At 42.8% G+C, this 21,357-nt stretch carries 20 protein-coding genes, 2 tRNA genes and 5 pseudogenes; 20 read left to right on the forward strand and 7 right to left on the reverse strand.

Annotated features, from left to right (window positions below; translation table 11 throughout):
* Positions 1-49 precede the first annotated feature (49 nt).
* The 6 genes and pseudogenes from DW996_RS03985 to DW996_RS04005 all read left to right on the forward strand — a co-directional run bounded on the left by DW996_RS03985 (position 50) and on the right by DW996_RS04005 (position 4,579).
* Positions 50-724 (forward strand): response regulator transcription factor, encoded by a 675-nt coding sequence (locus DW996_RS03985; RefSeq protein ID WP_025580965.1) that lies wholly within the window; start codon positions 50-52, stop codon positions 722-724.
* On the forward strand, positions 712-1,428 hold the full coding sequence (locus DW996_RS13180; RefSeq protein WP_243036676.1) for a histidine kinase dimerization/phospho-acceptor domain-containing protein: 717 nt from the start codon (positions 712-714) through the stop codon (positions 1,426-1,428). The genes DW996_RS03985 and DW996_RS13180 overlap by 13 nt, the downstream gene beginning before the upstream one ends.
* 71 nt (positions 1,429-1,499) lie before the next feature.
* Positions 1,500-1,892 (forward strand): ATP-binding protein, encoded by a 393-nt coding sequence (locus tag DW996_RS13185; RefSeq protein WP_243036677.1) that lies wholly within the window; start codon positions 1,500-1,502, stop codon positions 1,890-1,892.
* Positions 1,893-1,975: 83 nt separating this feature from the next.
* Positions 1,976-3,040: an ABC transporter permease gene (locus DW996_RS03995; protein ID WP_022037030.1), complete on the forward strand. Its 1,065-nt coding sequence runs from the start codon at positions 1,976-1,978 to the stop codon at positions 3,038-3,040.
* On the forward strand, positions 3,041-3,700 hold the full coding sequence (locus DW996_RS04000) for a hypothetical protein (protein WP_118534937.1): 660 nt from the start codon (positions 3,041-3,043) through the stop codon (positions 3,698-3,700).
* A gap of 4 nt (positions 3,701-3,704) precedes the next feature.
* Positions 3,705-4,579, forward strand: a pseudogene (locus DW996_RS04005) (ABC transporter ATP-binding protein).
* A gap of 73 nt (positions 4,580-4,652) precedes the next feature.
* On the opposite strand, the pseudogene DW996_RS15010 reads toward DW996_RS04005, so the two are convergent.
* A pseudogene (locus DW996_RS15010) lies at positions 4,653-4,709 on the reverse strand (hypothetical protein); the annotation flags it as partial.
* Positions 4,706-4,999 carry a penicillin-binding transpeptidase domain-containing protein gene (locus tag DW996_RS14760; protein WP_081016920.1) on the reverse strand — a complete coding sequence of 98 codons (294 nt, stop codon included), beginning with the start codon at positions 4,997-4,999 and terminating at the stop codon, positions 4,706-4,708. The pseudogene DW996_RS15010 and the gene DW996_RS14760, both read right to left, overlap by 4 nt.
* Positions 5,000-5,044: 45 nt before the next feature.
* Here DW996_RS14760 and DW996_RS04015 point away from each other — a divergent pair, with 45 nt between their 5' ends.
* Positions 5,045-5,254 (forward strand): DUF6219 family protein, encoded by a 210-nt coding sequence (locus DW996_RS04015; RefSeq protein ID WP_008392833.1) that lies wholly within the window; start codon positions 5,045-5,047, stop codon positions 5,252-5,254.
* Between the two features lie 102 nt (positions 5,255-5,356).
* On the opposite strand, the gene DW996_RS04020 is transcribed toward DW996_RS04015, so the two are convergent.
* The 3 genes from DW996_RS04020 to DW996_RS04030 form a co-directional block, all read right to left on the reverse strand.
* The gene (locus DW996_RS04020) at positions 5,357-6,010 is read right to left on the reverse strand and encodes a CpXC domain-containing protein (RefSeq protein WP_118534938.1); all 654 of its coding nucleotides are present in this window, start codon (positions 6,008-6,010) and stop codon (positions 5,357-5,359) included.
* 65 nt (positions 6,011-6,075) lie between these two features.
* Positions 6,076-6,591, reverse strand: coding sequence for an ImmA/IrrE family metallo-endopeptidase (locus DW996_RS04025; RefSeq protein WP_330428765.1), 516 nt, complete (start codon positions 6,589-6,591; stop codon positions 6,076-6,078).
* Positions 6,592-6,682: 91 nt separating this feature from the next.
* Positions 6,683-7,141, reverse strand: coding sequence for a helix-turn-helix domain-containing protein (locus tag DW996_RS04030; protein ID WP_118534939.1), 459 nt, complete (start codon positions 7,139-7,141; stop codon positions 6,683-6,685).
* 246 nt (positions 7,142-7,387) lie between these two features.
* Between DW996_RS04030 and DW996_RS04035 the strand changes: the two are divergent.
* From DW996_RS04035 to DW996_RS04085, 11 genes and pseudogenes are all read left to right on the forward strand, one after another.
* Positions 7,388-7,606: pseudogene (locus DW996_RS04035) on the forward strand (Y-family DNA polymerase); the annotation flags it as partial.
* Positions 7,607-7,749: 143 nt separating this feature from the next.
* Positions 7,750-9,030 (forward strand): GGDEF domain-containing protein, encoded by a 1,281-nt coding sequence (locus DW996_RS04040; protein ID WP_158575188.1) that lies wholly within the window; start codon positions 7,750-7,752, stop codon positions 9,028-9,030.
* A gap of 24 nt (positions 9,031-9,054) precedes the next feature.
* On the forward strand, positions 9,055-9,681 hold the full coding sequence (locus DW996_RS04045; protein WP_118534941.1) for a sugar O-acetyltransferase: 627 nt from the start codon (positions 9,055-9,057) through the stop codon (positions 9,679-9,681).
* Between the two features lie 93 nt (positions 9,682-9,774).
* The gene (locus DW996_RS04050) at positions 9,775-11,049 is read left to right on the forward strand and encodes a hypothetical protein (RefSeq protein ID WP_118534942.1); all 1,275 of its coding nucleotides are present in this window, start codon (positions 9,775-9,777) and stop codon (positions 11,047-11,049) included.
* Positions 11,050-11,223: 174 nt separating this feature from the next.
* Positions 11,224-11,296: transfer RNA gene (locus DW996_RS04055), tRNA-Lys, on the forward strand.
* Positions 11,297-11,527: 231 nt separating this feature from the next.
* Positions 11,528-13,119, forward strand: a pseudogene (locus tag DW996_RS04060) (xylulokinase).
* A gap of 27 nt (positions 13,120-13,146) precedes the next feature.
* A complete protein-coding gene (locus DW996_RS04065) occupies positions 13,147-13,842 on the forward strand; it encodes an L-ribulose-5-phosphate 4-epimerase (RefSeq protein WP_118280618.1) in 696 nt (231 codons plus the stop codon).
* Positions 13,843-14,118: 276 nt separating this feature from the next.
* Positions 14,119-14,189: transfer RNA gene (locus DW996_RS04070), tRNA-Gly, on the forward strand.
* A gap of 92 nt (positions 14,190-14,281) precedes the next feature.
* On the forward strand, positions 14,282-15,259 hold the full coding sequence (locus DW996_RS04075; protein WP_118534943.1) for a Gfo/Idh/MocA family protein: 978 nt from the start codon (positions 14,282-14,284) through the stop codon (positions 15,257-15,259).
* A 6-nt stretch (positions 15,260-15,265) separates the two neighbouring features.
* The gene (locus DW996_RS04080) at positions 15,266-16,600 is read left to right on the forward strand and encodes an MATE family efflux transporter (RefSeq protein ID WP_118534944.1); all 1,335 of its coding nucleotides are present in this window, start codon (positions 15,266-15,268) and stop codon (positions 16,598-16,600) included.
* Complete coding sequence (locus DW996_RS04085; RefSeq protein ID WP_118534945.1) at positions 16,594-17,526, forward strand: GTP-binding protein; 933 nt, start codon at positions 16,594-16,596, stop codon at positions 17,524-17,526. The genes DW996_RS04080 and DW996_RS04085 overlap by 7 nt, the downstream gene beginning before the upstream one ends.
* Here the strand turns inward: DW996_RS04085 and trmB are convergent.
* Positions 17,523-18,179, reverse strand: coding sequence for a tRNA (guanosine(46)-N7)-methyltransferase TrmB (gene trmB, locus DW996_RS04090; RefSeq protein WP_118534946.1), 657 nt, complete (start codon positions 18,177-18,179; stop codon positions 17,523-17,525). The two genes, DW996_RS04085 and trmB, sit on opposite strands and share 4 nt — an antisense overlap.
* A gap of 326 nt (positions 18,180-18,505) precedes the next feature.
* Between trmB and DW996_RS04100 the strand changes: the two are divergent.
* A pseudogene (locus DW996_RS04100) lies at positions 18,506-19,851 on the forward strand (D-alanyl-D-alanine carboxypeptidase family protein).
* A gap of 146 nt (positions 19,852-19,997) precedes the next feature.
* Here the strand turns inward: DW996_RS04100 and DW996_RS04105 are convergent.
* Complete coding sequence (locus DW996_RS04105) at positions 19,998-20,513, reverse strand: hypothetical protein (protein ID WP_118280612.1); 516 nt, start codon at positions 20,511-20,513, stop codon at positions 19,998-20,000.
* 203 nt (positions 20,514-20,716) lie between these two features.
* On the opposite strand from DW996_RS04105, the gene DW996_RS04110 reads away from it, so the two are divergent.
* Entirely contained in the window at positions 20,717-21,349 is a 633-nt protein-coding gene (locus DW996_RS04110; protein WP_118534949.1) for a type IV toxin-antitoxin system AbiEi family antitoxin domain-containing protein, read from the forward strand.
* The last annotated feature ends 8 nt before the right edge of the window (positions 21,350-21,357 follow it).

Below are 21,357 nucleotides of genomic sequence, written 5' to 3' on the forward strand. Positions count from 1 at the left end.
TAAGCTATACTATAAGGAAAAGATAACATTAGAGCCAGAGGTGAAATTTATGAACTATAAAATTTTAATGGTTGATGATGATAGAGAATTGCTAAAAATGCTGAATCAATACTTTACATTGAAGAATTATACGGTAATGATTGCAGAAAATGGCATAGAAGCAATGGAAAAGATAAGTGCAAATCCTGATATTATTTTATTGGACGTAAATATGCCGGGAATGGACGGAATTGAAGTGTGCAGAAGAATCAGAGATATGGTTTCCTGTCCGATTATTTTTTTGACTGCAAAAGTAGAAGAACAGGATCGAGTAATGGGATTGTTGTCTGGTGGTGATGATTATGTTTTAAAACCATTCAGTTTGAAAGAATTAGATGCTAGAATTATTGCCCATTTGAAACGTGAAGAACGTTTACATAGGAAAAAAGAACAAAGGTTTTATGGAGAATTAGTGATTGACTATGCCAGTAAATGTGTACATATTAAAGGGAATGCTTTAGAGCTTACGAAATTAGAGTATGAGATCATAGAATTTTTGTCTATGAACCCTGAAATGGTATTTGATAAAGAACGAATCTATGAGAAGATTGGCGGATATGATGCAGAAGGGGACAGCCGGGTGGTTACGGAGTTGATTCGCAGAATCCGCAAGAAAATGAAAATGTATTCGGAACACGAATATATTGCAACGGTATGGGGGAGGGGATATAAATGGGCAAAATAAAAAATCTTTCGTTAAGGAAAACCATTGTTTTGTATATGATAATTAGTTTAATAATTAGTTTTTATCTTTCAGCACTAATTATGCGAATAGCAAGCACAGTACAAAACAACATTTGGTGGAATTATGTAGACCAAGAAGAATATTTTGAAATGGCTGAAGGGGATGGTAGAAGGTATTTGCCAGATGTTCCGAGACCACATTCTTATGAAATGAAAGAATTTGATTATCATGTATCGGAAATATGTGATTTTCTTCAGACATTTACAGTGCTTATCGTATCTGTTGCAGGGAGTATTATAGCGGTATTTCTTTTTTATAAGCATAAACTGAAATGCCCTATCGAAGAATTAGAACTGGCTTCCCGACAAGTTGGTCGAAATAATTTAGATTTCCATATCACTTATGAAAATGAAGATGAGATGGGCGGATTGTGCAAAGAGTTTGAACGAATGAGAGGACAGCTGGCAGAGAATAATCAACAGTTATGGAAAATGCTTGAGGAAGAAAAGGCTTTGCGGGCTGCCATTGCACATGATATACGTTCTCCGCTCTCTGTGCTGGAGGGGTATCAGGAAATGCTTTCAGAATATCTTCCGAAGAAAGAGATAAATATGGAGCAAGCCTTAGAAATGGTAAATGAAAGCAAAAAACAGATTGAACGTATGGATATCTTTGTGGAAACTATGCGAAAGATGAGCAGTTAGATACAAGGGAGTTAGTAGCAGAAGAAATTACCAGTAAACAGGTAGAAATAGACGTACGGGCAGAGATGAACGTGTTTAGGAAAAAATTTGGAAAGCTATATGAATTAGAATGTTCGGAAACAGAAGAAAAATTTTCAGGAGATAAGGAAGTGATTTTAGAGGTTATAGAAAACCTTTTGTCAAATGCCTTTCGTTACGCCAAGACAAAAGTGGAAATGGAAGTGTTTCTTACCTGTTCTGAATTACAGATCAGAATAAAGGATGATGGAGTGGGATTTACAATAGATAAGCAAAAGGCAACAGAGCTTTTTTATCAGCAAAATGTGAAAGACAGTTTGAAACATTCAGGAATGGGCATGTATATCAGCAGATTGTATTGTGAAAAGCATGGTGGTCAGTTACTGATAGAAAATGAAAAACAGAGTGGAGCTGTAATAACAGCAGTATTTCATCGGATTGCATGAGCGGTCCGATTTTTTTATGCTGTTGTCTTTTTGTTGTGATTTATATTTTATGATGTCTATAACGAAGGAAAGGAGGAATACGTATGATTGCTATTTTTAAAAGAGAGATTAGGAATTATCTAAAGCGACCGTTATTTTGGGTAGGTGTTCTGCTTGTGATTTATGGTGTGTTTAATGCGACAAGTCCATATTTAACCACACATTATCTTACAACGGGGGAGGAAATCATCAATGATCAGTCCAACACTTCGGTTGAAGGAGAAGTGTATGAGGGCTATATTCCAGCCACGCCTGAAAAGCACAGAGAGGTATGGCATGAAAAGGTAAAAATAAAATTAACGGATGTGTTTGGATTGACGGATTCAGAAGCACAGAATGTCATTGAAAAGCTGGAAAGCATGAATTTAAAAGAGGCCTATGCGTATTTGGAGCAGGAATATGACTGGTACGGGGCAAGGTATTTATACGAGGACAGTACGTATTATAAGGGAACGGCAGAAGAAATCAACGCATATCTAGATAAAAAATTGGAAGATAAGACATTTTCTTTTTATTACGCAAGAAAATTTGCTGATTTTGCGGGTCTGTATATGGTGTTTTTTGCAATTATTATGTTGGCGGTTTTATTTTTACAAGATACAAAAAAGCATACTTATGAATTGTTGCATACAAAGCCTGTGACTGCCGGGAAGTATGTAATGGGAAAAGTGAGTGCAGGATTTACAATTTGTTTGCTTGTGCTAACTATTTTGAATATACTGTTTTGGGTATTGTGCCGCATCTATACAAAGGATAGTGGATTTGAAGTGCGACTATGGGATTTTGTGGCTTCTACGGTACTTTATATATTGCCTAATATGCTGATGATTGTGAGTATATATACATTGATTTCACTCATATTTAAAAATCCACTTCCGGGTGTACCACTTTTGATTCTTTATATGGTGTATTCCAATTTGGGCGGAACTAATGCAGAGGGAGTTTACGGATATTGGGGCAAACCTTTGGCAATCATGGTACGATTTCCGGGGCAGCTTTTTGATACGACACCGCCCCCGATGGCGCTCTTAAATCAAAGTTTTCTTATTATTGTATCGGTAGTAATTATACTGATTTCGATACAGATTTGGAAGCGGAGGCGAATATAAATGAAGAAGGAAATGAAGATTGTTCTGCCATTTTATAAAATTGCTTATGCAGTATCCTTTGTTGTAATTTTAAGTGTGATTCGTGCAGTTGTTTTCACGTATGAAATAGGACTATCCATAGAGCCGCCTTTTGCGATGTTGACTGCTGTTTTTTGTGCAGATACTTATGTGCAGGAAATTACAAGCAACCGTTCCGAAGTTCAGAGACTGTATCAGATAAAAAAGAGAATCTATTCTATTATACAGAGACTGATGATACAGGGAACTTTTTTGCTGCTGCTCGCTGTTCTTGGATATGGATTGTTTTTTGCGTTTCAGAAACCAATTACACATCCAGTAACAGAAAGTGAAATACTTCAGTTTATTACCTGTTTTGGGGCGATTGTAGTAACTATTTTCTTTTGGGGAATATTGGCTAATACATTGTCTATGCTTTTTCGCAATATGTGGATGGGAATTGGAAGCAGTCTTTTGATATGGGTAGCAACAAATTCCACAGGTGGAGATAAACTTTTTGGAGCATGGAATCTGTTTTCTTATTCTTTTAGAGATATAGAAAATACTGCCGATATTACATGGCTGTATGGGAAAGGCTTGTGTATTTGTATCGGACTGATTTTGTTACTGGCATTGCCGAAGATCGTAAGAAAGAGAGGGTAAATTTATGAGTATTCATATTGAGGATTTAACGGTAAGATTTAAGAATAGTGTCACAGCAATCGACCATGCAGATTTAGATATACCAAATGGGATATTTGGACTATTGGGAGAAAATGGAGCGGGAAAGACAACTTTGATGAGAGTTTTGACTACTGTGCTTAAACCTACAAACGGAATGGTTACATTAGACGGAATTTTGTATAGCGAAGGAAACTATGAAAAAATCCAAAGAAAGATAGGGTATTTACCACAGGAAATTGAACTGTATCCTAATTTGACGGTTCAGGAGTGTTTGGAGTATATGGGAGATCTGGCAGGTGTTCCGAAAGCAGAATGTAGAAAGCGGATAGATTATTATTTGAAAAAGACCAGTCTTATAGAACATCGTAAGAAGAAAATGAAGCAGTTATCAGGCGGTATGAAGCGACGGGTAGGATTGGTGCAGGCGCTTTTAAATGAACCGGAATTTTTAATTGTGGATGAGCCAACTACCGGTTTAGATCCGGAGGAACGTATTCGCATCCGCAATTTGTTAGTAGATTTTTCTGAAAACAGAACGGTTTTGTTTTCAACTCATGTGGTAGAAGACTTAGCTGCCACCTGCAATCAGCTTGCAATTATGCATAAAGGTCGATTTCTGTATGCGGGTTCTATGAAGAATTTGACAGAAGAAGCACAGGGGAAAATCTGGATTTGCAAAGTACCTGATGAGAGAAAAGCAAGAGAAGTGGAACAGAAGTATCGTATTACATCTAACAGTATGTTGAGGGGGGATTGCAGTTAAGAGTGATTTCTGAAATACAGCCAGAATTGGAGTGTATGTCAATTCCTGCAACGTTGGAAGATGCTTATATTTATGTGACGAATCAATACGAGTAGATAAAGCACCATCTGATGCTTTACTACCAGTTGCACGTTGTTCGCTTTGAATATTTGTGGAGAAAAAGTATGTATTATTTTGGCTTTCTATAAAACCTATAAACCAGCCATTTATATCCTGCCCGTTCACTCGTCCGGTTCCGGTTTTTCCATAAATTCTCCATTTTCAGAGGCGGTAAGATGGATGGAATTTTTGACGGCATGAATATTAGCAGGAGTAAAGTTGAAGTTGTTTCGATATAAATTTTTCAAAAGTTCAACTTGTTCTACTGGTGAAATCTTTAAGGATGACTGCATCCAGTAGGAAGAGAAATCTCCGGATATATTTTTATTGCCATATCCTATTTGCTGAAGGTATGAATTTATAGTGGAAGATCCGAGCTGCTTGTCGATTGATTCAAAATACCAGTTTGTATATATCTTTTAAAAGGTATATGATTAAGAAAAACGGCAGGAGGTATCTGAATGAAATCACATAAATATTGGTCTATCGGTGCACTGATTACAATGCTTGGAACTTTTTATACAGGTTATAAGGGATCAAAAGAAGGCCATAAGTACTTTGCAGCAAGTTCTTTGCTTTGCATGATTATGGCTATTTATACAGGACACAAGATGATTTCTGGTAAAAGTAGGAAGAAAAAAGAAGTTTCAGTAGAGAGTGTTGAAGATTAAAAAACAAAATATTTTAATAAATAACGCCGGTGCGGGATTTTTGATATCCAGTACTGGCGTTATTTATTCTACAGGGGCTTGGGGGTGTAGCCACCAAATATACTATTCGTTTTCTGCTTCGGCAAGTTTGTTAAGGATCCACTCCCTATTGATAACTATTTCATCATCATCGCGGAGATCCTTGAAATCATTGCAGTGTGAAGAAGCAAATTCATACATATTGTCAATGTCAACTGCACCAGTAATCTCACCCTTATTAATGATTACAAGAATATTTGTTCCGTCGTCGTCGACAGCAAAGCGCAGTTCATCAAATTCTATATAGGGATCATTTTTGAGAATAGAATCTGTCGCAAGTAATTTAACAAGTTCCATTACCCTGTCATCTTTACCTGCATCAAAGATCTGGATCTTTTCAACGAGCTGATTTGCTGATGTCACAATCCGGTATAAGTACTTTTCGGTACGATAATCAGCCAAAGCATTTTTTTCATAAAATATTTCATATGTCTTCTTTACTTCTGATTCAGGAACCAGATAAATCATGACAAGATCTTCCATCTGGTGATAGAGTGTGGAGTAGTTTAAACGAAAGGTCTCTCCACAGCTCGGGCAGGTATAAAGGAAAATAGATTGATTAAGTACCTTCTCTTTCATTTCAGGATCCAGTGCAGTATTAATACTGTCCCAGAGCTCAAAATCTCCCTCATGATGGCAGGAAGGACAAGTTACCTTTTCTATATGATGTCTTGACATAAATGATCCTCCTTTCAGTGAGATAAATCTATAGTTTTTCTATTGTAGAATAATCTTATCCGCTATTATTTCGCCAGAAAATTACTCTGTATCTCCATCGGCATATGATAAGCCTGGCCTCGTTTTGTCAGGCTGTATAGTTTAAAGCTCATGAGTTCCGGAGTCGCATTCAAAGAGCTGCAGAGTCCGAAATAATCCAGGTCTTCGTTCTGAACCATATCTTCAATCTCCTCATCATCAATCAGAAGATCGGCAGCAAACAGATTGGCCTGGTATTCTGTATTATCCGTCATATTGTAGAGTGTATCATCTTGCATCGGAGCCATTTTCAGCTGGGAACGATGCAGGATGATATGCCCTAATTCATGGGCGGCGACGATCATCTTTTCTTCTTCTGAAAGGAAACTGCTGATCATGACATAGATCGTCTTGCAGCTCATAAAACAATATCCTTTCAGTGTCTTATATCTGGAAGTTTCCCCGACAACAATGTTCATCTGATCCATGATCTCAAATGGATCTCGGGTTCCATATTTCTTGTTTAATTTCTTTGTTTCTGTATATATGTAAGTGTTTCTCAAATAAATCACCTCAAAAGTAAAAAATAAAAGGGCAGAAATATCCTTGTAACTATAAGGTAACAGATTAGGTGTACAATAATCCCGCCTTCTATTATTTTTCCTCTTGGTTTTTCAGATATTTTTTCGGTGTAAATTTCTTTGCACGTCTTTTGGAATCCAGATAAAGGCTCTGGATCTCATCCATAAAAGCTATTTTATCTTCGTCTGTCAGTGATCCACCGGCAAACATAGCTGCAGCTTGTTCCAGAATCTGCTGAGCCTGTCTGGCACCACGGTTACCAAACTGTTCGGATGCTTCTGTGATAAAAGCTTCATTCTCACTCATGAGATAAGAAACGTCACACTGTAATGCATCTGCCAGTTTCTGATACAGAACATTTTGTTTTGGAAAACGTCCTTCTACTTCCCAGGATCGAATGGTCCTATATGAAACACCAACCATACTGGCCAGTTCCTGCTGACTCATCTTTTTTTCTTTTCTTAATGATCTTACTTTTTCACCGAATGTCATAAACATACCTCTTTCTAAGCCTTGTCTTATAAGTCTCATTACCGCCTCAAGGCAAAACGGGAAATGTGTCTCCTAAAAATCAAAAATTAATCTTGACAAAGGGAAATATCTCTCCTATAATGTGAATCACAGATAAGGGAAACATCTTTCCTATAAGATACACAATATTTCCTCTTTTGTCAATGAATATGTGGAATGAATTTCCTATATTTTAAAGAAAACAGGAAGGATGCACAGTCATTGACAGTCAAAATGGGATACATGTTACAAAAAGAGGAAAGACGTATGGGAGGTGACAATGTGAGTCAGGATCAGACTTCTATTATCTGTATTGATCTAAAGTCCTTTTATGCTTCTGTGGAATGCGTAGAACGTGGACTGGATCCGTTTAAAGCAAACCTGGTGGTTGCAGATCCGACCAGATCAAAGTCAACAATCTGCCTGGCAATCACTCCGGCTATGAAGTCTCTTGGCATCAAGAACCGGTGCCGGATCCATGAGATGACTATTTAAAAGATGGTCGTCTGGAGTATGAGAGGGGGAATACCGATGACAGTATTACCCTGACCGAAAAGGCAAAAAATACATTTGAAACAATTGGTGACAAGGAAGGATGTGCTTCCAGTCTGAATATGCTGGCGGTTCTTTTGGGAGCAACCGGCAACGGTAGTATGGCGATCGACCAGCTTTTTCAATGTATTGAGATCGCGCAAAAATATGGCTATCCGATCTATGAGATGATGGGCTATGTCAATATCGGTTGCGAATATCAGGTCATTGGCGCGCATGAAAAGGCTTTGGTCTATTTTAATCTGGCAGAGGAAGTCATCCGCAAGTATCATTTAGATCAGGATCCGAACCAAAAGGAGCGCGTGCTGGGTGCATACATCAATATGCAGGACTCTTATATGTCCTTAAAGCAATATGACATGGTGGAAAAGTTTCTCATTCTGGAGCGTCCATTGATTGAATATATGCCAGATGAGGAGTGGATCCGTTTTGATTATGATGTGATGGAAAGCCGGGTAAATTGGGTTCTTGGCAAGAAAGACCTGGTCTATGAGAAACTGGATTATCTGATAAAATGTGCCACAGAATATACTGCGATTGGCAATTATGTACAAAACTTTACGGAATTATGCCAATTATTGATAGATATGCAGGAATACGATAAATGGAAGCAGGTCATTGAGATCATGGAGAGATATTCGACGAAGGCAAACGTGCTTGACCTCAAGTTGTTTGTCAACGAGATGTGGCGTAAGTGGTATCAGACCTTGGATGATATGCCTTCCTATACGAAAAAATGCATGGAATTGACAGATCTTTACAATGAGAAGATTGAAAAGGACAGATATGACAAAGAGGCAGCCTATGATGTCAGGGTTGCTTTGGAAAATAATGAGAGGGAGTGGAAACAGGCAAAAAAGAAGTCTGATACCGACCAGTTGACAGGTGTATTCAACCGTTACAAGTTGGGCGAAGATCTTGCCGGTTTCTGCAAAAAGGATTTACAGCGCCTCTGTGTAGGTATTCTGGATATTGACTGCTTCAAGGAAAAGAATGATACTTACGGACATCTGAGCGGAGACGACTGCTTAAAAGATATCGCCAGTATTATTCAGGATGTTGTCAGCAAGCACTCTGGCAAGGTTTACCGTTATGGCGGGGATGAGTTCTTAGTCGTCATCTTAAACCATGAAAATGAGGCGATCAAGAAGATCGCAGACCAGATCCGGCAGAAATTGATGGAAAAAGCCATTCCGAATGAAAACTCGCTCGCAGGCGTCCATGTGACCTTGTCGCAGGGTTATAAGAATGGTAAGTTGTCAGAAAACAAGGATTTCCGAACATTTTTTGACGAGGCAGACAAGATCCTTTATCGCGTAAAGCGGGGCGGCAGGGACAATTATATCGTAGAAGAATAGAAAAGTTAAAGGAGGGTTTTATAAATGGAACAAAGAGACAATATGCACAATGGAAAGTTATATGATCCGAACGATGACAGCGTTATGGAAGAACAGATGGTATGCCTGGATCGTTTGTATGATTTCAACCAGACCAGACCGTCGGAAATGGATAAGCGCAATGCTATCATGAAGGAAATGATGGGAGATGTGGGAAAAGATTGTTACATAGAACCGCCTTTTCATGCAAATTGGGGCGGCAAACATGTACATTTTGGAGACGGAGTTTACGCAAATTTCGGCTTGACCTGTGTAGATGATACCCATATCTATGTAGGCAGCCATACTCTCTTTGGACCAAATGTCGTTTTGGCGACTGCAGGACATCCTATGCTGCCGGAATTGCGCAAACATGGCATCCAGTACAATATGCCGATTCATATCGGGGAGAATTGCTGGCTGGGAGCCGGTGTTATCGTTGTGCCGGGTGTTACGATCGGGGACAATGTCGTGATCGGTGCCAGTAGTGTCGTAACCAAGGATATTCCGTCCAATTCGGTAGCAATGGGTACGCCATGCCGTGTCGTTCGACAGATCAACGACCATGATAAAGAGTACTATTTTAAAGATAAGAAGATTGATTGGTCAGAAATGCAGCAGTTTTTAGATTAGTCATCCGTTTTTCTATTGGAAAGTTTGGCAAGACAGGGTATAATGTCTTTAAATGTACAAATATGTCTTAATAGAGGAAAACGGGGGACATTCATGAAAAAAGAAAAAATTACCATTGCTTTTGCCAGTGTGATCGAGGCATTATTTCTCTTGTTGGAAATTTACTTTATGATACACGCCAAAGGCAATTTTCCGGTTTTACTGATTGTTGCCATTTGTATGGTGGCGGTTCTCTTCTTTCTTGTTTTATCGATCATCGAACTGAGCCAGAAAAATAAAGAAAAAGAGAGACTGGATTACGAGGAGATCTATAAGGCGCAAAAGGCATCTTATCTTGCACAGAGAAAATACTTTGATGAGTTGAACGAACGCCTGAACCAGTTAGAGGAAAATACGAATTTTCCGGCGGAAGATATTATCACAGCACAAAAGGCAGTTGCAAAGGTAACGATTTCCAGAAGTAAGGAAAATGCAGACGCGCTTATGAATGCCAATGATGAACTGATTCAGCGCGTGTTTGGATTTGAGGAAAAACTGGCAGACAATAATGATGCCCTTCTTCGCCAGCAGGAGACACTCTTGCAGCAGACGAGAGAAGAACTCGTGGCTAATAATCAGGGAATGCAGGATCAGTTTGCTGCCCTGCATCAGGCATTGGAGCAGATGAAGCAGGAGATTTCCGATCTGGAACTCCGTCAGGCAGCACAGCCGGCGGCAAGTCCGGTAGCAGAAAGCCCGGCAGCGGAAGCACAAGCACCGATTCCGGAGGAGCCAGTAGAGGATGATGCTTTTGCAGCAGCCGAGGAAACTCTTGCACAAGAGACTGTGGAAGAACCTGTAATAGAAGAATCCGTAGCCGAACCGATCATAGAAGAAGCGGTTGAAATGCCGGAGGAAGCAGAAGAAGTGACAGCCACACCGGAGGCAGAGCCTGTTGACAATGGCGGAGAGATCTCGCAGGCAGAGATCGATGCCATGCTTGCAAGCCTTGCATCGGATACAGAGGAAATGCGTCAGGATGAGACCGTGATCGAGGAAGATGCTCCGATGGTCGACGAGGGACCGGTCGCAGCCGAGGAGGCTGAGGCGATCGAAGAAGAGGCAGGGGAGACAGAAGAAGTACCTGTCATGGAGGACATGCCATCTGTAGATGATCTGCCAAGTCTGGACGAGTTGGATGATCTGGATCTGCCGGATCTTGAGGAATATACAGAAAGTGCAGACGATCTGCCGGATCTGGATGCTATAGCAGAGCCGGAACCAATGCCGGAGCCTGCCGCTGAAGAAAAGCCACCAATGCCGGATTTGTCAGATCCGAATAAGGTCTTGTCACCGGATGAGATCGCAGCCTTATTTGCAAATATGTAAAAAATCAGGGGTCGTGATGCGAAATCACGGCTCCTTTTTGAATGGCATATAAATATATTTTTATCAAATTTGAGAAATCAAAATTTATTTAGAAAAAAATGAAAAAAGTACTTGCTTTTTTCATCGAGTCGTAGTAATATATTTTTTGTCGTCAGGAACGACAGACAAGTATATGCGCGATTAGCTCAGCTGGCAGAGCACCTGACTCTTAATCAGGGTGTCCAGGGTTCGAACCCCTGATCGCGCATTTGAAGAGTGTCGGACTTAGAAATGTCTAGGTTTGGCGCTTTTTTATTTTCCAAAAATTTCCCTGTCGGTCGGCAGAGGATCTCCAGACCAGTGCGATAAAAAAGTGAACTAAATTCGTTAATAAACGTATAGTGGAAAAAAACCGGCAATGCTATACTAAATGCAGAATAAGGATCATAGGTCTTATAACAGAGCCTTGTATAATTTTAAATAATTTGAGGAGGTACTTATGGGAAACATAGGGGAATTGATTGCCGGTGGAAAGGCAATCCTCGGAATTGAATTTGGTTCGACGAGAATTAAGCAGTGCTAATCGATGAGGCGCACAAGCCGATCGCAAGTGGGGACCATGTCTGGGAGAACCGTCTGGAAAATGGTTTCTGGACCTACCATGATGATGAGATCTGGGCAGGTTTGCAGGATGCCTATGCCAATCTGAAAAAAGATGTGGCAGACAAATATGATGTGAAATTGACAAAAGTTGCTGCACTTGGTTTTTCTGCCATGATGCATGGATATCTGGCATTTGATAAAGACGGAAATCTGCTGGTGCCATTTCGGACATGGAGAAATTCTACGACCGGTCCGGCTGCCGCAGAATTGAGTCAACTGTTTTCATACAATATCCCGGAGCGCTGGAGTATCTCGCATTTGTATCAGGCGATCTTAAACGGCGAAGACCATGTAAAAGACCTTGCTTTCTTTACGACGCTGGCTGGCTATATCCACTGGCGCATGACAGGGGAAAAGGTGCTGGGTGTCGGTGATGCATCCGGTATGTTCCCGATTGATCCTAAGACAAAGCAGTACGATGCCGTCATGATGGATAAGTTTGAAGATCTGATCGCAGACCGCCACTTTGCATGGCATCTGGCAGATATTTTACCGGAGATCCGTCTTGCCGGAGAAAGTGCAGGAAGTCTTACTGCAGAAGGTGCAAAACTCTTGGATCCAAGCGGTGAATTAGAGGCAGGCATTCCGATCGCTCCACCGGAAGGAGATGCCGGAACGGGCATGGCTGCGACCAATAGCGTCAAACAGCGTACAGGTAATGTTTCCGCCGGAACATCCGTATTTGCCATGGTGGTTCTGGATAAGGAACTTACCAAATACTACCCACAGATTGACATGGTAACGACACCGGACGGAAGTCTGGTTGCCATGGTACATGCCAACAACTGCACAAGTGACCTGAATGCATGGGTTGGATTATGTGGCGAAGTCTTAGATACTTTTGGTGTAAAGGTGTCCGGGGATGAATTATATGGTACGCTTTATCGCAAGTCCTTGGAGGCAGACCCGGATTGCGGCGGATTGCTTTCCTATGGATTTTTGTCCGGCGAAAATATCATGAACTGCGTAGAGGGACGTCCGATGTTCGTACGGACTCCGGAGAGCAGGTTTACACTGGCAAACTTCATGCGGTCTCATCTGTATGCAAGTTTCGGTGCCTTGAAAGTCGGCATGGATCTGCTTTTACAGGAAGAAAAGGTTGAGATCGACGCTATCTATGGACATGGCGGTATCTTTAAGACCAAGGGCGTAGCCCAGAATTATCTGGCAGCAGCACTGGATACACCGGTTTCTGTTATGGAGACGGCAGGCGAAGGCGGTCCTTGGGGCATGGCACTTCTGGCAGCCTATCTGGTCAATAAGGAAGCAGGGGAGACACTTGCCGATTATCTGGCAGATCGTGTCTTTGCAGATGCGGTTGGCTCATCCGTTGACCCGGATCCAAAGGACGTAGAGGGCTTTGATGCATATGCCAAAACCTTTAAGGATGCGATCGCAGTAGAGCAGACAGCGGTAGAGAAACTGTAATTTTTGACAAAATGAGGTGAGGATCTTATGTTAGAGCAATTAAAAAGAGAAGTTTATGAGGCAAATATGCTTTTGCCAAAATATCAGTTGGTGACATTTACCTGGGGCAATGTCAGTGGTATCGACAGGGAGGCAGGACTTTTTGTAATCAAGCCGAGCGGTGTAGATTATGACAAACTGACACCGGAAGATATGGTCGTTGTGGATTTGCAGGGCAATAAGGTCGAGGGCAAGTACAACCCTTCTTCCGATACGGCGACCCACATGGTACTTTACAACCGTTTCCCGGATATTGGCGGTATCGTGCATACCCACTCTACCTGGGCGACATCTTGGGCGCAGGCAGGAAGAAATATCCCTTGCTACGGTACGACCCATGCAGACTATATTTACAAAGACGTTCCATGTGTCCGCAACTTGACTAAGGAGGAGATCGATGAGGCTTACGAACTCAACACAGGAATCCTGATCGCTGATGAGTTTGAGAGACAGGGCATCGACTATATCGCAACGCCTGCGGTTCTTTGCAAGAACCACGGACCATTTACCTGGGGCAAGGATGCACATGAGGCAGTACACAATGCAGTCGTTTTGGAAGAAGTTGCAAAAATGGCGGCAAATTGTGAGATGATCAATCCAAAGGTTGCTCCGGCACCGGTAGAATTGCAGGATAAGCACTACTATCGCAAACATGGAGCAAACGCCTACTACGGACAAAAATAGTCTTGCACACTAGATCAGGTGTTTTAAGTCTTTGCTGAGACAGCGAAAGGATTTTCGCAGGCATTTACAGATCTTAAGGCAGTGAAAAGACCGATAGAAGTAAGGAATATAAAAACAGCATTTCATATAAGGGAAAGTCTCCGGGCTTTCTCTTATTTTATGCATAAATTATGCTTGTGTGCTTTGGCAGGAAATTTCAAAAAAAGATCCTTCCCATGCTTTTCTTAATTTTTGCAGCGTGCTATAATGTTATTTGTACCAAGATTGGTAACACAGGCAGGATTAGTCTATCGGTAGGGCGCCAGCTTCCCAAGCTGGATAGGCGGGTTCGACTCCCGTATCCTGCTTTTCGTATTTTATGAGGGGATCTTATAGTTGATGGGGTGCTGATAGAAACAGCACTTTTTTCTTTATCATTTTATAATACAGGAGGTTTTTCATGGAAAAGTTTAGATGGTGTTTTATCGGAACGGGGAAATTGGGACATCAGGTGGCAGGGCAGTTGCTTGCCAGTGGCAGACATGAGATCGTCTCCTGCTATACCAGAAATATGGATAATGCCAAGGCTTTTGCGGAGGAGTTCCATTGCAAGGCATATGGGAGCGCCGAGGAAGCCATTTTAGCAGATGGTGTGGAGGGCGTCTATGTCGTGACACCCCACAATGCGCATTTCCGTTATGTCAAAGAGGCTCTGGAACTGGGCAAGCCGGTATTGTGTGAAAAGGCGTTTACGGTCACAGCGGAGGAGACCGACAGTCTGATCGCACTTGCAAGGGAAAAGAAAGTCTATCTGGCAGAAGCCATGTGGACCTGGTTCTCTCCGGCTGCCAATCAGGTCAAATTATGGTTGATGGAGGACAAACTGGGAAAGGTGACGGATGCCAACTTCACTTATCATATGAAGTCTGTCAAATATGCACCACGTGTGTCGGATCCAAAGCGTGCCGGCGGTGCCCTTTTGGACATCACGATCTATCCGATCACCTATGCGTATCGTTTGTGGGGCTATCCGGTAAAAATCGAGAGCAGCGGTACGATCGAGAATGGTATCGATTATGGCGAGGATGTGATGCTGACCTTTGAAAATGGACTGACTGCCAGGATCTCCGCGTCTATCGTGGATATGAAGGGGCTGGAAAAGATGACCATCAGCGGAGAAAAGGGTAAGATTCAAGCGTCTTTTTATCATGCGACCAATCAAGTTATTTATAAAAAGAACATCTTTCAAAAAGAAGTGTTTAAGGGTCCGGGACCGCGCATCAATTCTTATCTGGATGAATTTGACGCCGTGGCAGAGGATATCCGGGCAGGCAGGCTGGAAAGTAAGATGGTGCCGCTGCAGGCGACATCCGATGTAATGCACATTTTAGACCGGGTCCGTAAGCAGATCGGACTGGAATATACAGAATTAGAGTAGGAAATCATGACAGAAGGTAAAATTATTAAATCCATTATCATATATGCGATCCCCTTGATATTGGGAAATTTCATGCAGCAGTTGTATAGCACGGTCGATTCTTTCGTGGTTGGTAATTATGTAGGAGCGACAGCACTTGCGGCGGTCGGCGCCAGCGGGCAGTTGACCTATTTTCTGATCGCCTTTTGTCTGGGGGCATCCGCCGGAGGCGGTATTTTGATCTCCCAGTTCTATGGTGCCAAAAGTTACGATGAACTCCACCATGTGATCCACAATATGTTGGGGATTGCCGTGGTATTGGGACTGGTATCGACAGTGGTTGGCGTTGCCTTTTGTCCGCAGTTATTGCGAGCCATGGGAACACCGGAAGATATGATGCCGGAGGCGGTTCTGTATCTGCGCATTTATTTTGGCGGCATGATCTTCATGACCTTTTATAATATGTTGGCAGCCATCCTAAATGCTGTCGGAAATTCCACAAGATCGCTTCAGTATCTTGTGGTTTCATCCCTTGTCAATATTGCTCTGGATTTTCTGCTGATCTGCGGATTTGGTATGGGCGTGGAAGGGGCTGCGATCGCGACGGTCATCAGTCAGGGCGTCAGCAGTATTCTGGCATTCCGCTATCTGGCAAAAGTGGATGCGCCTTATCGCGTAGTATTCCGTGACATCAGCCTGGATAAATATTGGGCGATGCGCGTTGTCCGTATCGGACTTCCGGCTGCCATCCAGAATGCAGTCATCAGTTTTTCCAACATTTTGATCCAGACAGGTGTCAATGCTTACGGAACCAATGTTGTTGCAGGATTTTCCGCCTATATGAAGGTAGACGGCTTCAATATCCTGCCGATCCTCAGTTTTTCCATGGCTGCGACGACTTTTGTCGGACAAAATATCGGTGCAGGCAAGCGCAAGCGGGCTTTCCAGGGTGCAGCCATGATCTTTGTCATCAATTTATGCTATACACTGATGATGACAGCCATTATGTTAGGCTTTGATACCCAGATTATTTCCGCCTTTTCCAAGGAGCCGGAAGTCATTACATCCGGTGTTATGTGCATCTGGGCACTTGCCCCATTTTACAGTGTTTTGGGCGTGATTCACTCCTTAGCAGGGGCTTTGCGTGGAACCGGAGATACCATGGGACCGATGGCGATCATCCTGATCTCGCTCTGTCTTTTCCGTGTGATCTGGATCTGGACCATGACATCGCGTATCGACGGTGTGATGGGCGTGTATCTGACCTATCCGACATCCTTTGTGCTGGGTGCCGTGCTCATGGTTATTTATGTGCTCTTTAAGTATCATCGCAGCAAGCAGAAAAAGGAGAAGTTATGGTAAAAATCGATCTCATCACCGGATTTCTGGGATCCGGGAAAACAACCTTTATCAAAGAATATGCCAGATACCTTATGCGTCAGGGCTTAAATATCGGTATTTTGGAAAATGACTATGGTGCCATCAATGTCGATATGATGCTTTTGCAGGATCTGGAAGGGGAAAAGTGTGAGTTGGAAATGATCGCCGGAGGATGTGACGCAGACTGTCACCGCAGGCGCTTTCGCACCAAACTGATCGCCATGGGTATGTGCGGTTATGACCGGGTGATCGTAGAGCCGTCCGGGATTTATGATGTGGATGAATTTTTTGATGCCCTGCGTGAGGATCCTTTAGACCAGTGGTATGAGATCGGCAATGTGATCACGATCGTGGATGCAAAACTGGAAAAAGACCTGTCGGAGACAGCCGATTACCTCTTGGCAAGTGAAGCGGCAAATGCAGGCTGTATCCTGCTTTCCCATGCAGATGAGGCGGATCCGGTACAGATGGATGAGACCATTGCACATCTGAATGCAGCCATGGAGGGCATTCAGTGCAAACGCAGATTTTCAGAGGAAGTTATCCGAAAGAGCGTTTTGCAATTTGTGGATAAAGATTTTGAGAAGATCGCTAATTGTGGATATCGTATCGAGAGTTATGAGAAACGCTTTGTGGATGACAGCGGCGAGTTTTCCTCTTTATATTATATGAATAAAGCCTTTGATCGTGATCGGCTGGAAGTTCTGGTAAAGCAGGTATTTGCAGATGTATCCTGCGGCAGGGTCTTTCGGATCAAGGGATTCTTTTTGGATCAGGATAAGAAGTGGGTCGAACTCAACGCGACAAAAGACCAGATCCGTTTTGCACCGATCGGGGCAGGACAGGATGTCGTGATCGTGATCGGGCAGGATCTGGTCGAGGAAAATATTGATAAATATTTATCTTAGTCGTCTATGCGGCTGGCGATCAGTTTGCAGATCGGGTTGCCCTTGGAGGAGAACTTTTCCTCGTACTCAGTCATGATGTTACCGGCGTTCATGGACGCATCCTGATGCAGATCATAGGTCTTTGCATCGATCTGCCAGATGCTGGAATTTTCGATCTCTTCTACAGAAAAGTCGAAAAGGTCGCGGTTGTCGGTCTTAAACTCGATGTGACCGCCCTTTTTCAGGATCTTGTCATAGCGGTCTAAAAAGGCAGAAGATGTCAGGCGGCGCTTGGCATGCCGGTCCTTTGGCCAGGGATCACTGAAATTCAGATAGATTCGGTCAACTTCTCCCGGAGCAAAGATCTCCGCAATGTCCTCTGCGTTAAAGCAGAGAAACCGTAAGGAGTCGATCGGGCTTTCCTCGGCTTCCATCTTTTGCACCGCGCGTAAAAGGACGCTGGTGTATTTCTCAATGCCAAGATAGTTGATGTCTGGGTGTGCCTTTGCCATGTCCATGATAAACTGACCCTTTCCCATACCGATCTCGATATGGAGTGGCTGTTTCTGCGAAAAAATAGATTGCCAGTTTCCTGCAAGGGAAGCGGCATCCTGCACACAATAAGGGCTGCTGGCGATCACTTCGTCTGCGCCCGGAATATTTCTTAATCTCATATAGGATCTCCATCTCAAATTATTTTAAAATTTAGCAAAACGATTATATCATAAAATAGGACTTTCGTGGTAGAAATCTGTTGCAGATGAAAAACGATGCGATTATACTATTACTGTATGTGCAAAAAGAAGCACAGATATGGGCAGTATAAAAGAAAAGAGATAGAAAAGAGAAGCAAATGAATAGAATAAAGAAGTGGATAGCATTATGTCTTGCGGGAGCGATCACGGCAGTATCGTCGCTTGGCAGTGCCATAAATACACAGGCAGCGGAGTATTGGCCGGACAATGTCAGCGTGACATCGGGAGCTGCGATCGTCGTAGAGATGGAGACAGGAACTGTCCTCTATGAAAAGAATGCGGATACCTCCCATTATCCGGCGAGTATCACCAAGTCATGACCGCACTTTTGGCACTGGAAAATTGTGAGCTGGACGAGATAGTCACTTTTTCAGAGGAAGCAGTCTATGGCAATGAGGGAGATACCTCTCATATTGCCAGAGAAGTCGGGGAAGAAATGACGCTGGAGAACTGTCTTTACGGTATGATGTTAGAGTCTGCCAACGAATGTGCCTGGGCGATCGGCGAGCATGTGGGCGGCGGCAGTATGGACAAGTTCGTGAAAATGATGAATGCCAAGGCAAAGGAATTGGGCTGTACCGGTACACATTTTGCCAATCCGAACGGACTTCCCAACCCGGATCATTATGTGACGGCGAGAGACATGGCTTTGATCGCGCGTGCGGCTTACCAGTATCCGGAATTTCGCAAGATCAGTTCTACCAGGGCATACACGATCCCGGCAGACAACAAAAAAGAGGCATATGATTGTAACAATACCCATGGTATGATCAGTAATCACAGGGGAAGCAGTAACCTGTATGAATATGCGCTAGGCGGTAAGACCGGTTATACGGATGAAGCGGGAAATACCCTCGTTACCTATGCACAGAAAAATGGTATGACCCTCCTTTGTGTGATCTTAGACAGCAATAATCCGGCGCATTATAATGATACGGAAAATCTGTTTGAATACTGTTTTCAGAACTTTTCCTTATATTCGGTAGCGGACAATGTCAACCTTTCGGATATGAGCGATCAGGCGGCACTGGGATCACTCAGTGATAAGATCGATCTGATCCGTGTTGATGAGGACGGCGTGGTTGTTCTTCCAAATACAGCATCTTTTACCGATGCGCAGGCGACGGTCACACCGACAGATAAAAATGCCGATAAGGGAGCCGTTGCAAAGATCTCCTATACCTATGCCGGAAAGCAGGTGGGAGGAGCCAATGTTATTTATGAGAAGAACACAAAGGCAACCTATCCTTTCCACAATATTTCCGCAGATAAAGGCGGATCCAAAGTAAAGTATTTCCGCATTGATTTTAAGACCATTCTTCTGGTGATCGGCATTATCCTGATCTTTTTATTGGCAGTTTATGTATGGAATGTCATGTCAGGACAGATCCTTTTGAGCCATCACAGAAAGAACGAAGACCGAAAGAAGAGAAGCCGTTATCGTCAGATCAGCCGTAATAAGAGGCGCAAACGAAAAGCGGCAGCAAGCCGTGCAGCGTCAAGCAGAAGCACGGCTACAAGGCGACAGCCTAACCGGACTTCCGGCAAGCCTATCCATAGAAATACAAAACGGTCAAAAAGGACAAGATAATCTGAATTAGACTATAATATATGGTTAAGATATAAAAAACGACAATATACAATTTGTATATTGTCGTTTTGCTATTTGCAGACATTTGTATCTGTACCATATAATGTCGGATATTTAGAGTATATGATATTTATTGTCAGACAATATCAGGAATGTTGCATGAGGCTTTCCAAGAGGATACGGAGTTGGGATGCATTTTTCGTATAGAATAAAAGCCCGTCTGTTGTATCTAAGATCGTGATATATTTGCCGTGACAGGTCTTGGATTCCCGGATCAACTGTAAGAGGTAGGACTTGTAGTTAGGATCTGTTGCTAGAAAGAGTGTCTCATAGTCCTCCAGGGAAGTCACATGTGCCTTGCTTTTTTGCAGCATGAAGGAAAGTTCCTGATCCTGATCCAACTGTTCGGCAGTCTTATTGATGATGAAGTAGCCGTTTGGATCCTTTGGCATATCAAGGGACTTGATGGCACGCTGTACCTGCTTGGTTAGACTGTCGCTGGCTGGGTAGAGTGATTCAAAGTATTTCATGAAATCGGTGGCAGTCTTAAAATGTTCGTTCTTTCCTTTTTCCAGCATCTCGGTCATAAGGATGCGGCGGATGATATCCTCACATTCTTTACGGGATGGGTTCTTGCGAAGTCTTCTTTCCATTTCCGGCATAATGTATCTCCTTACTGTCTTTTGTATTATCAAAAGACAAAAATATTTGTCTTTTATCAATATACGACAAAAATCATGGAAATGCAAGACAAAAAAGAGGAAGAAAGGACAGGTATATAGAATTGACATCAAATATACATATTCTTATAATAAAGGCAAGGAATGTATGAAACTACCTAATGTAAGATCAAGGAGTGGGGAAAATGGAATTAACAAATCTGAGCCGCGAAGAAAAGAAAGCCTATGATCTGGAGCAGATCGATGCCCTGGTGCAAAAAAATCAAGGCATGGCAAAGACAGCGGATATTCTCGCCATGGGGATTGACTACCGACGCATTTTGCAATTTCTGAAGGAAGGTTATCTCAAGCGGGTCAAAAGCGGTTATTATACGACCAAGTATTTTGACGGATCGGAAGAAAGTATGGTGGCGCGCATGTTCTCGGATGGAGTGCTTACCATGGAATCCGCTCTTTTTTATCACGGTTATCTGGAACAGCGTCCTTATGCATGGCACATTGCTGTCAGCAAGAATGTTTCCAAGTCCCGCTTTAAGATGGATTACCCGAATCTGCAGCCATATTACACGGAACCAAAGGTGCTGGGTATGGGCGTGACGACCATAAAACTGGCAGGCGAGCCCATGCAGATCTATACCAAAGACCGTCTGGTCTGCGACTGCCTCAAGTATCAGGATAAAATGGATCGAAACGATTTCAAGAAAGCCATCCTTACCTATATCGGTGATGAGGATAAGGACGTTGCGGCGCTGATGGAGTATGCCAAGGAGCGCAAGGTCTTAAAGAAAGTGCAAAACATGATTGGAATCTGGTTGTAGGAGCATAG

It is taken from the genome of Roseburia sp. AM51-8 (genome assembly GCF_003478275.1).
In the GTDB taxonomy this organism is placed as follows: domain Bacteria; phylum Bacillota; class Clostridia; order Lachnospirales; family Lachnospiraceae; genus Pararoseburia; species Pararoseburia lenta.

Bases quoted from the DNA above. Each gene is read 5' to 3' on its own strand.
- DW996_RS04030 (WP_118534939.1), bottom strand. From the start codon at position 7,141: ATGAGACTTATAAGACAAGGCTTAGAAAGAGGTATGTTTATGACATTC.
- DW996_RS04015 (WP_008392833.1), top strand. From the start codon at position 5,045: ATGAAATCACATAAATATTGGTCTATCGGTGCACTGATTACAATGCTT.
- DW996_RS04080 (WP_118534944.1), top strand. From the start codon at position 15,266: ATGACAGAAGGTAAAATTATTAAATCCATTATCATATATGCGATCCCC.
- DW996_RS04085 (WP_118534945.1), top strand. From the start codon at position 16,594: ATGGTAAAAATCGATCTCATCACCGGATTTCTGGGATCCGGGAAAACA.
- trmB (WP_118534946.1), bottom strand. From the start codon at position 18,179: ATGAGATTAAGAAATATTCCGGGCGCAGACGAAGTGATCGCCAGCAGC.
- DW996_RS04045 (WP_118534941.1), top strand. From the start codon at position 9,055: ATGGAACAAAGAGACAATATGCACAATGGAAAGTTATATGATCCGAAC.
- DW996_RS04075 (WP_118534943.1), top strand. From the start codon at position 14,282: ATGGAAAAGTTTAGATGGTGTTTTATCGGAACGGGGAAATTGGGACAT.
- DW996_RS04065 (WP_118280618.1), top strand. From the start codon at position 13,147: ATGTTAGAGCAATTAAAAAGAGAAGTTTATGAGGCAAATATGCTTTTG.
- DW996_RS03995 (WP_022037030.1), top strand. From the start codon at position 1,976: ATGATTGCTATTTTTAAAAGAGAGATTAGGAATTATCTAAAGCGACCG.
- DW996_RS04000 (WP_118534937.1), top strand. From the start codon at position 3,041: ATGAAGAAGGAAATGAAGATTGTTCTGCCATTTTATAAAATTGCTTAT.
- DW996_RS04110 (WP_118534949.1), top strand. From the start codon at position 20,717: ATGGAATTAACAAATCTGAGCCGCGAAGAAAAGAAAGCCTATGATCTG.
- DW996_RS03985 (WP_025580965.1), top strand. From the start codon at position 50: ATGAACTATAAAATTTTAATGGTTGATGATGATAGAGAATTGCTAAAA.
- DW996_RS04105 (WP_118280612.1), bottom strand. From the start codon at position 20,513: ATGCCGGAAATGGAAAGAAGACTTCGCAAGAACCCATCCCGTAAAGAA.
- DW996_RS04020 (WP_118534938.1), bottom strand. From the start codon at position 6,010: ATGTCAAGACATCATATAGAAAAGGTAACTTGTCCTTCCTGCCATCAT.
- DW996_RS04050 (WP_118534942.1), top strand. From the start codon at position 9,775: ATGAAAAAAGAAAAAATTACCATTGCTTTTGCCAGTGTGATCGAGGCA.
- DW996_RS13180 (WP_243036676.1), top strand. From the start codon at position 712: ATGGGCAAAATAAAAAATCTTTCGTTAAGGAAAACCATTGTTTTGTAT.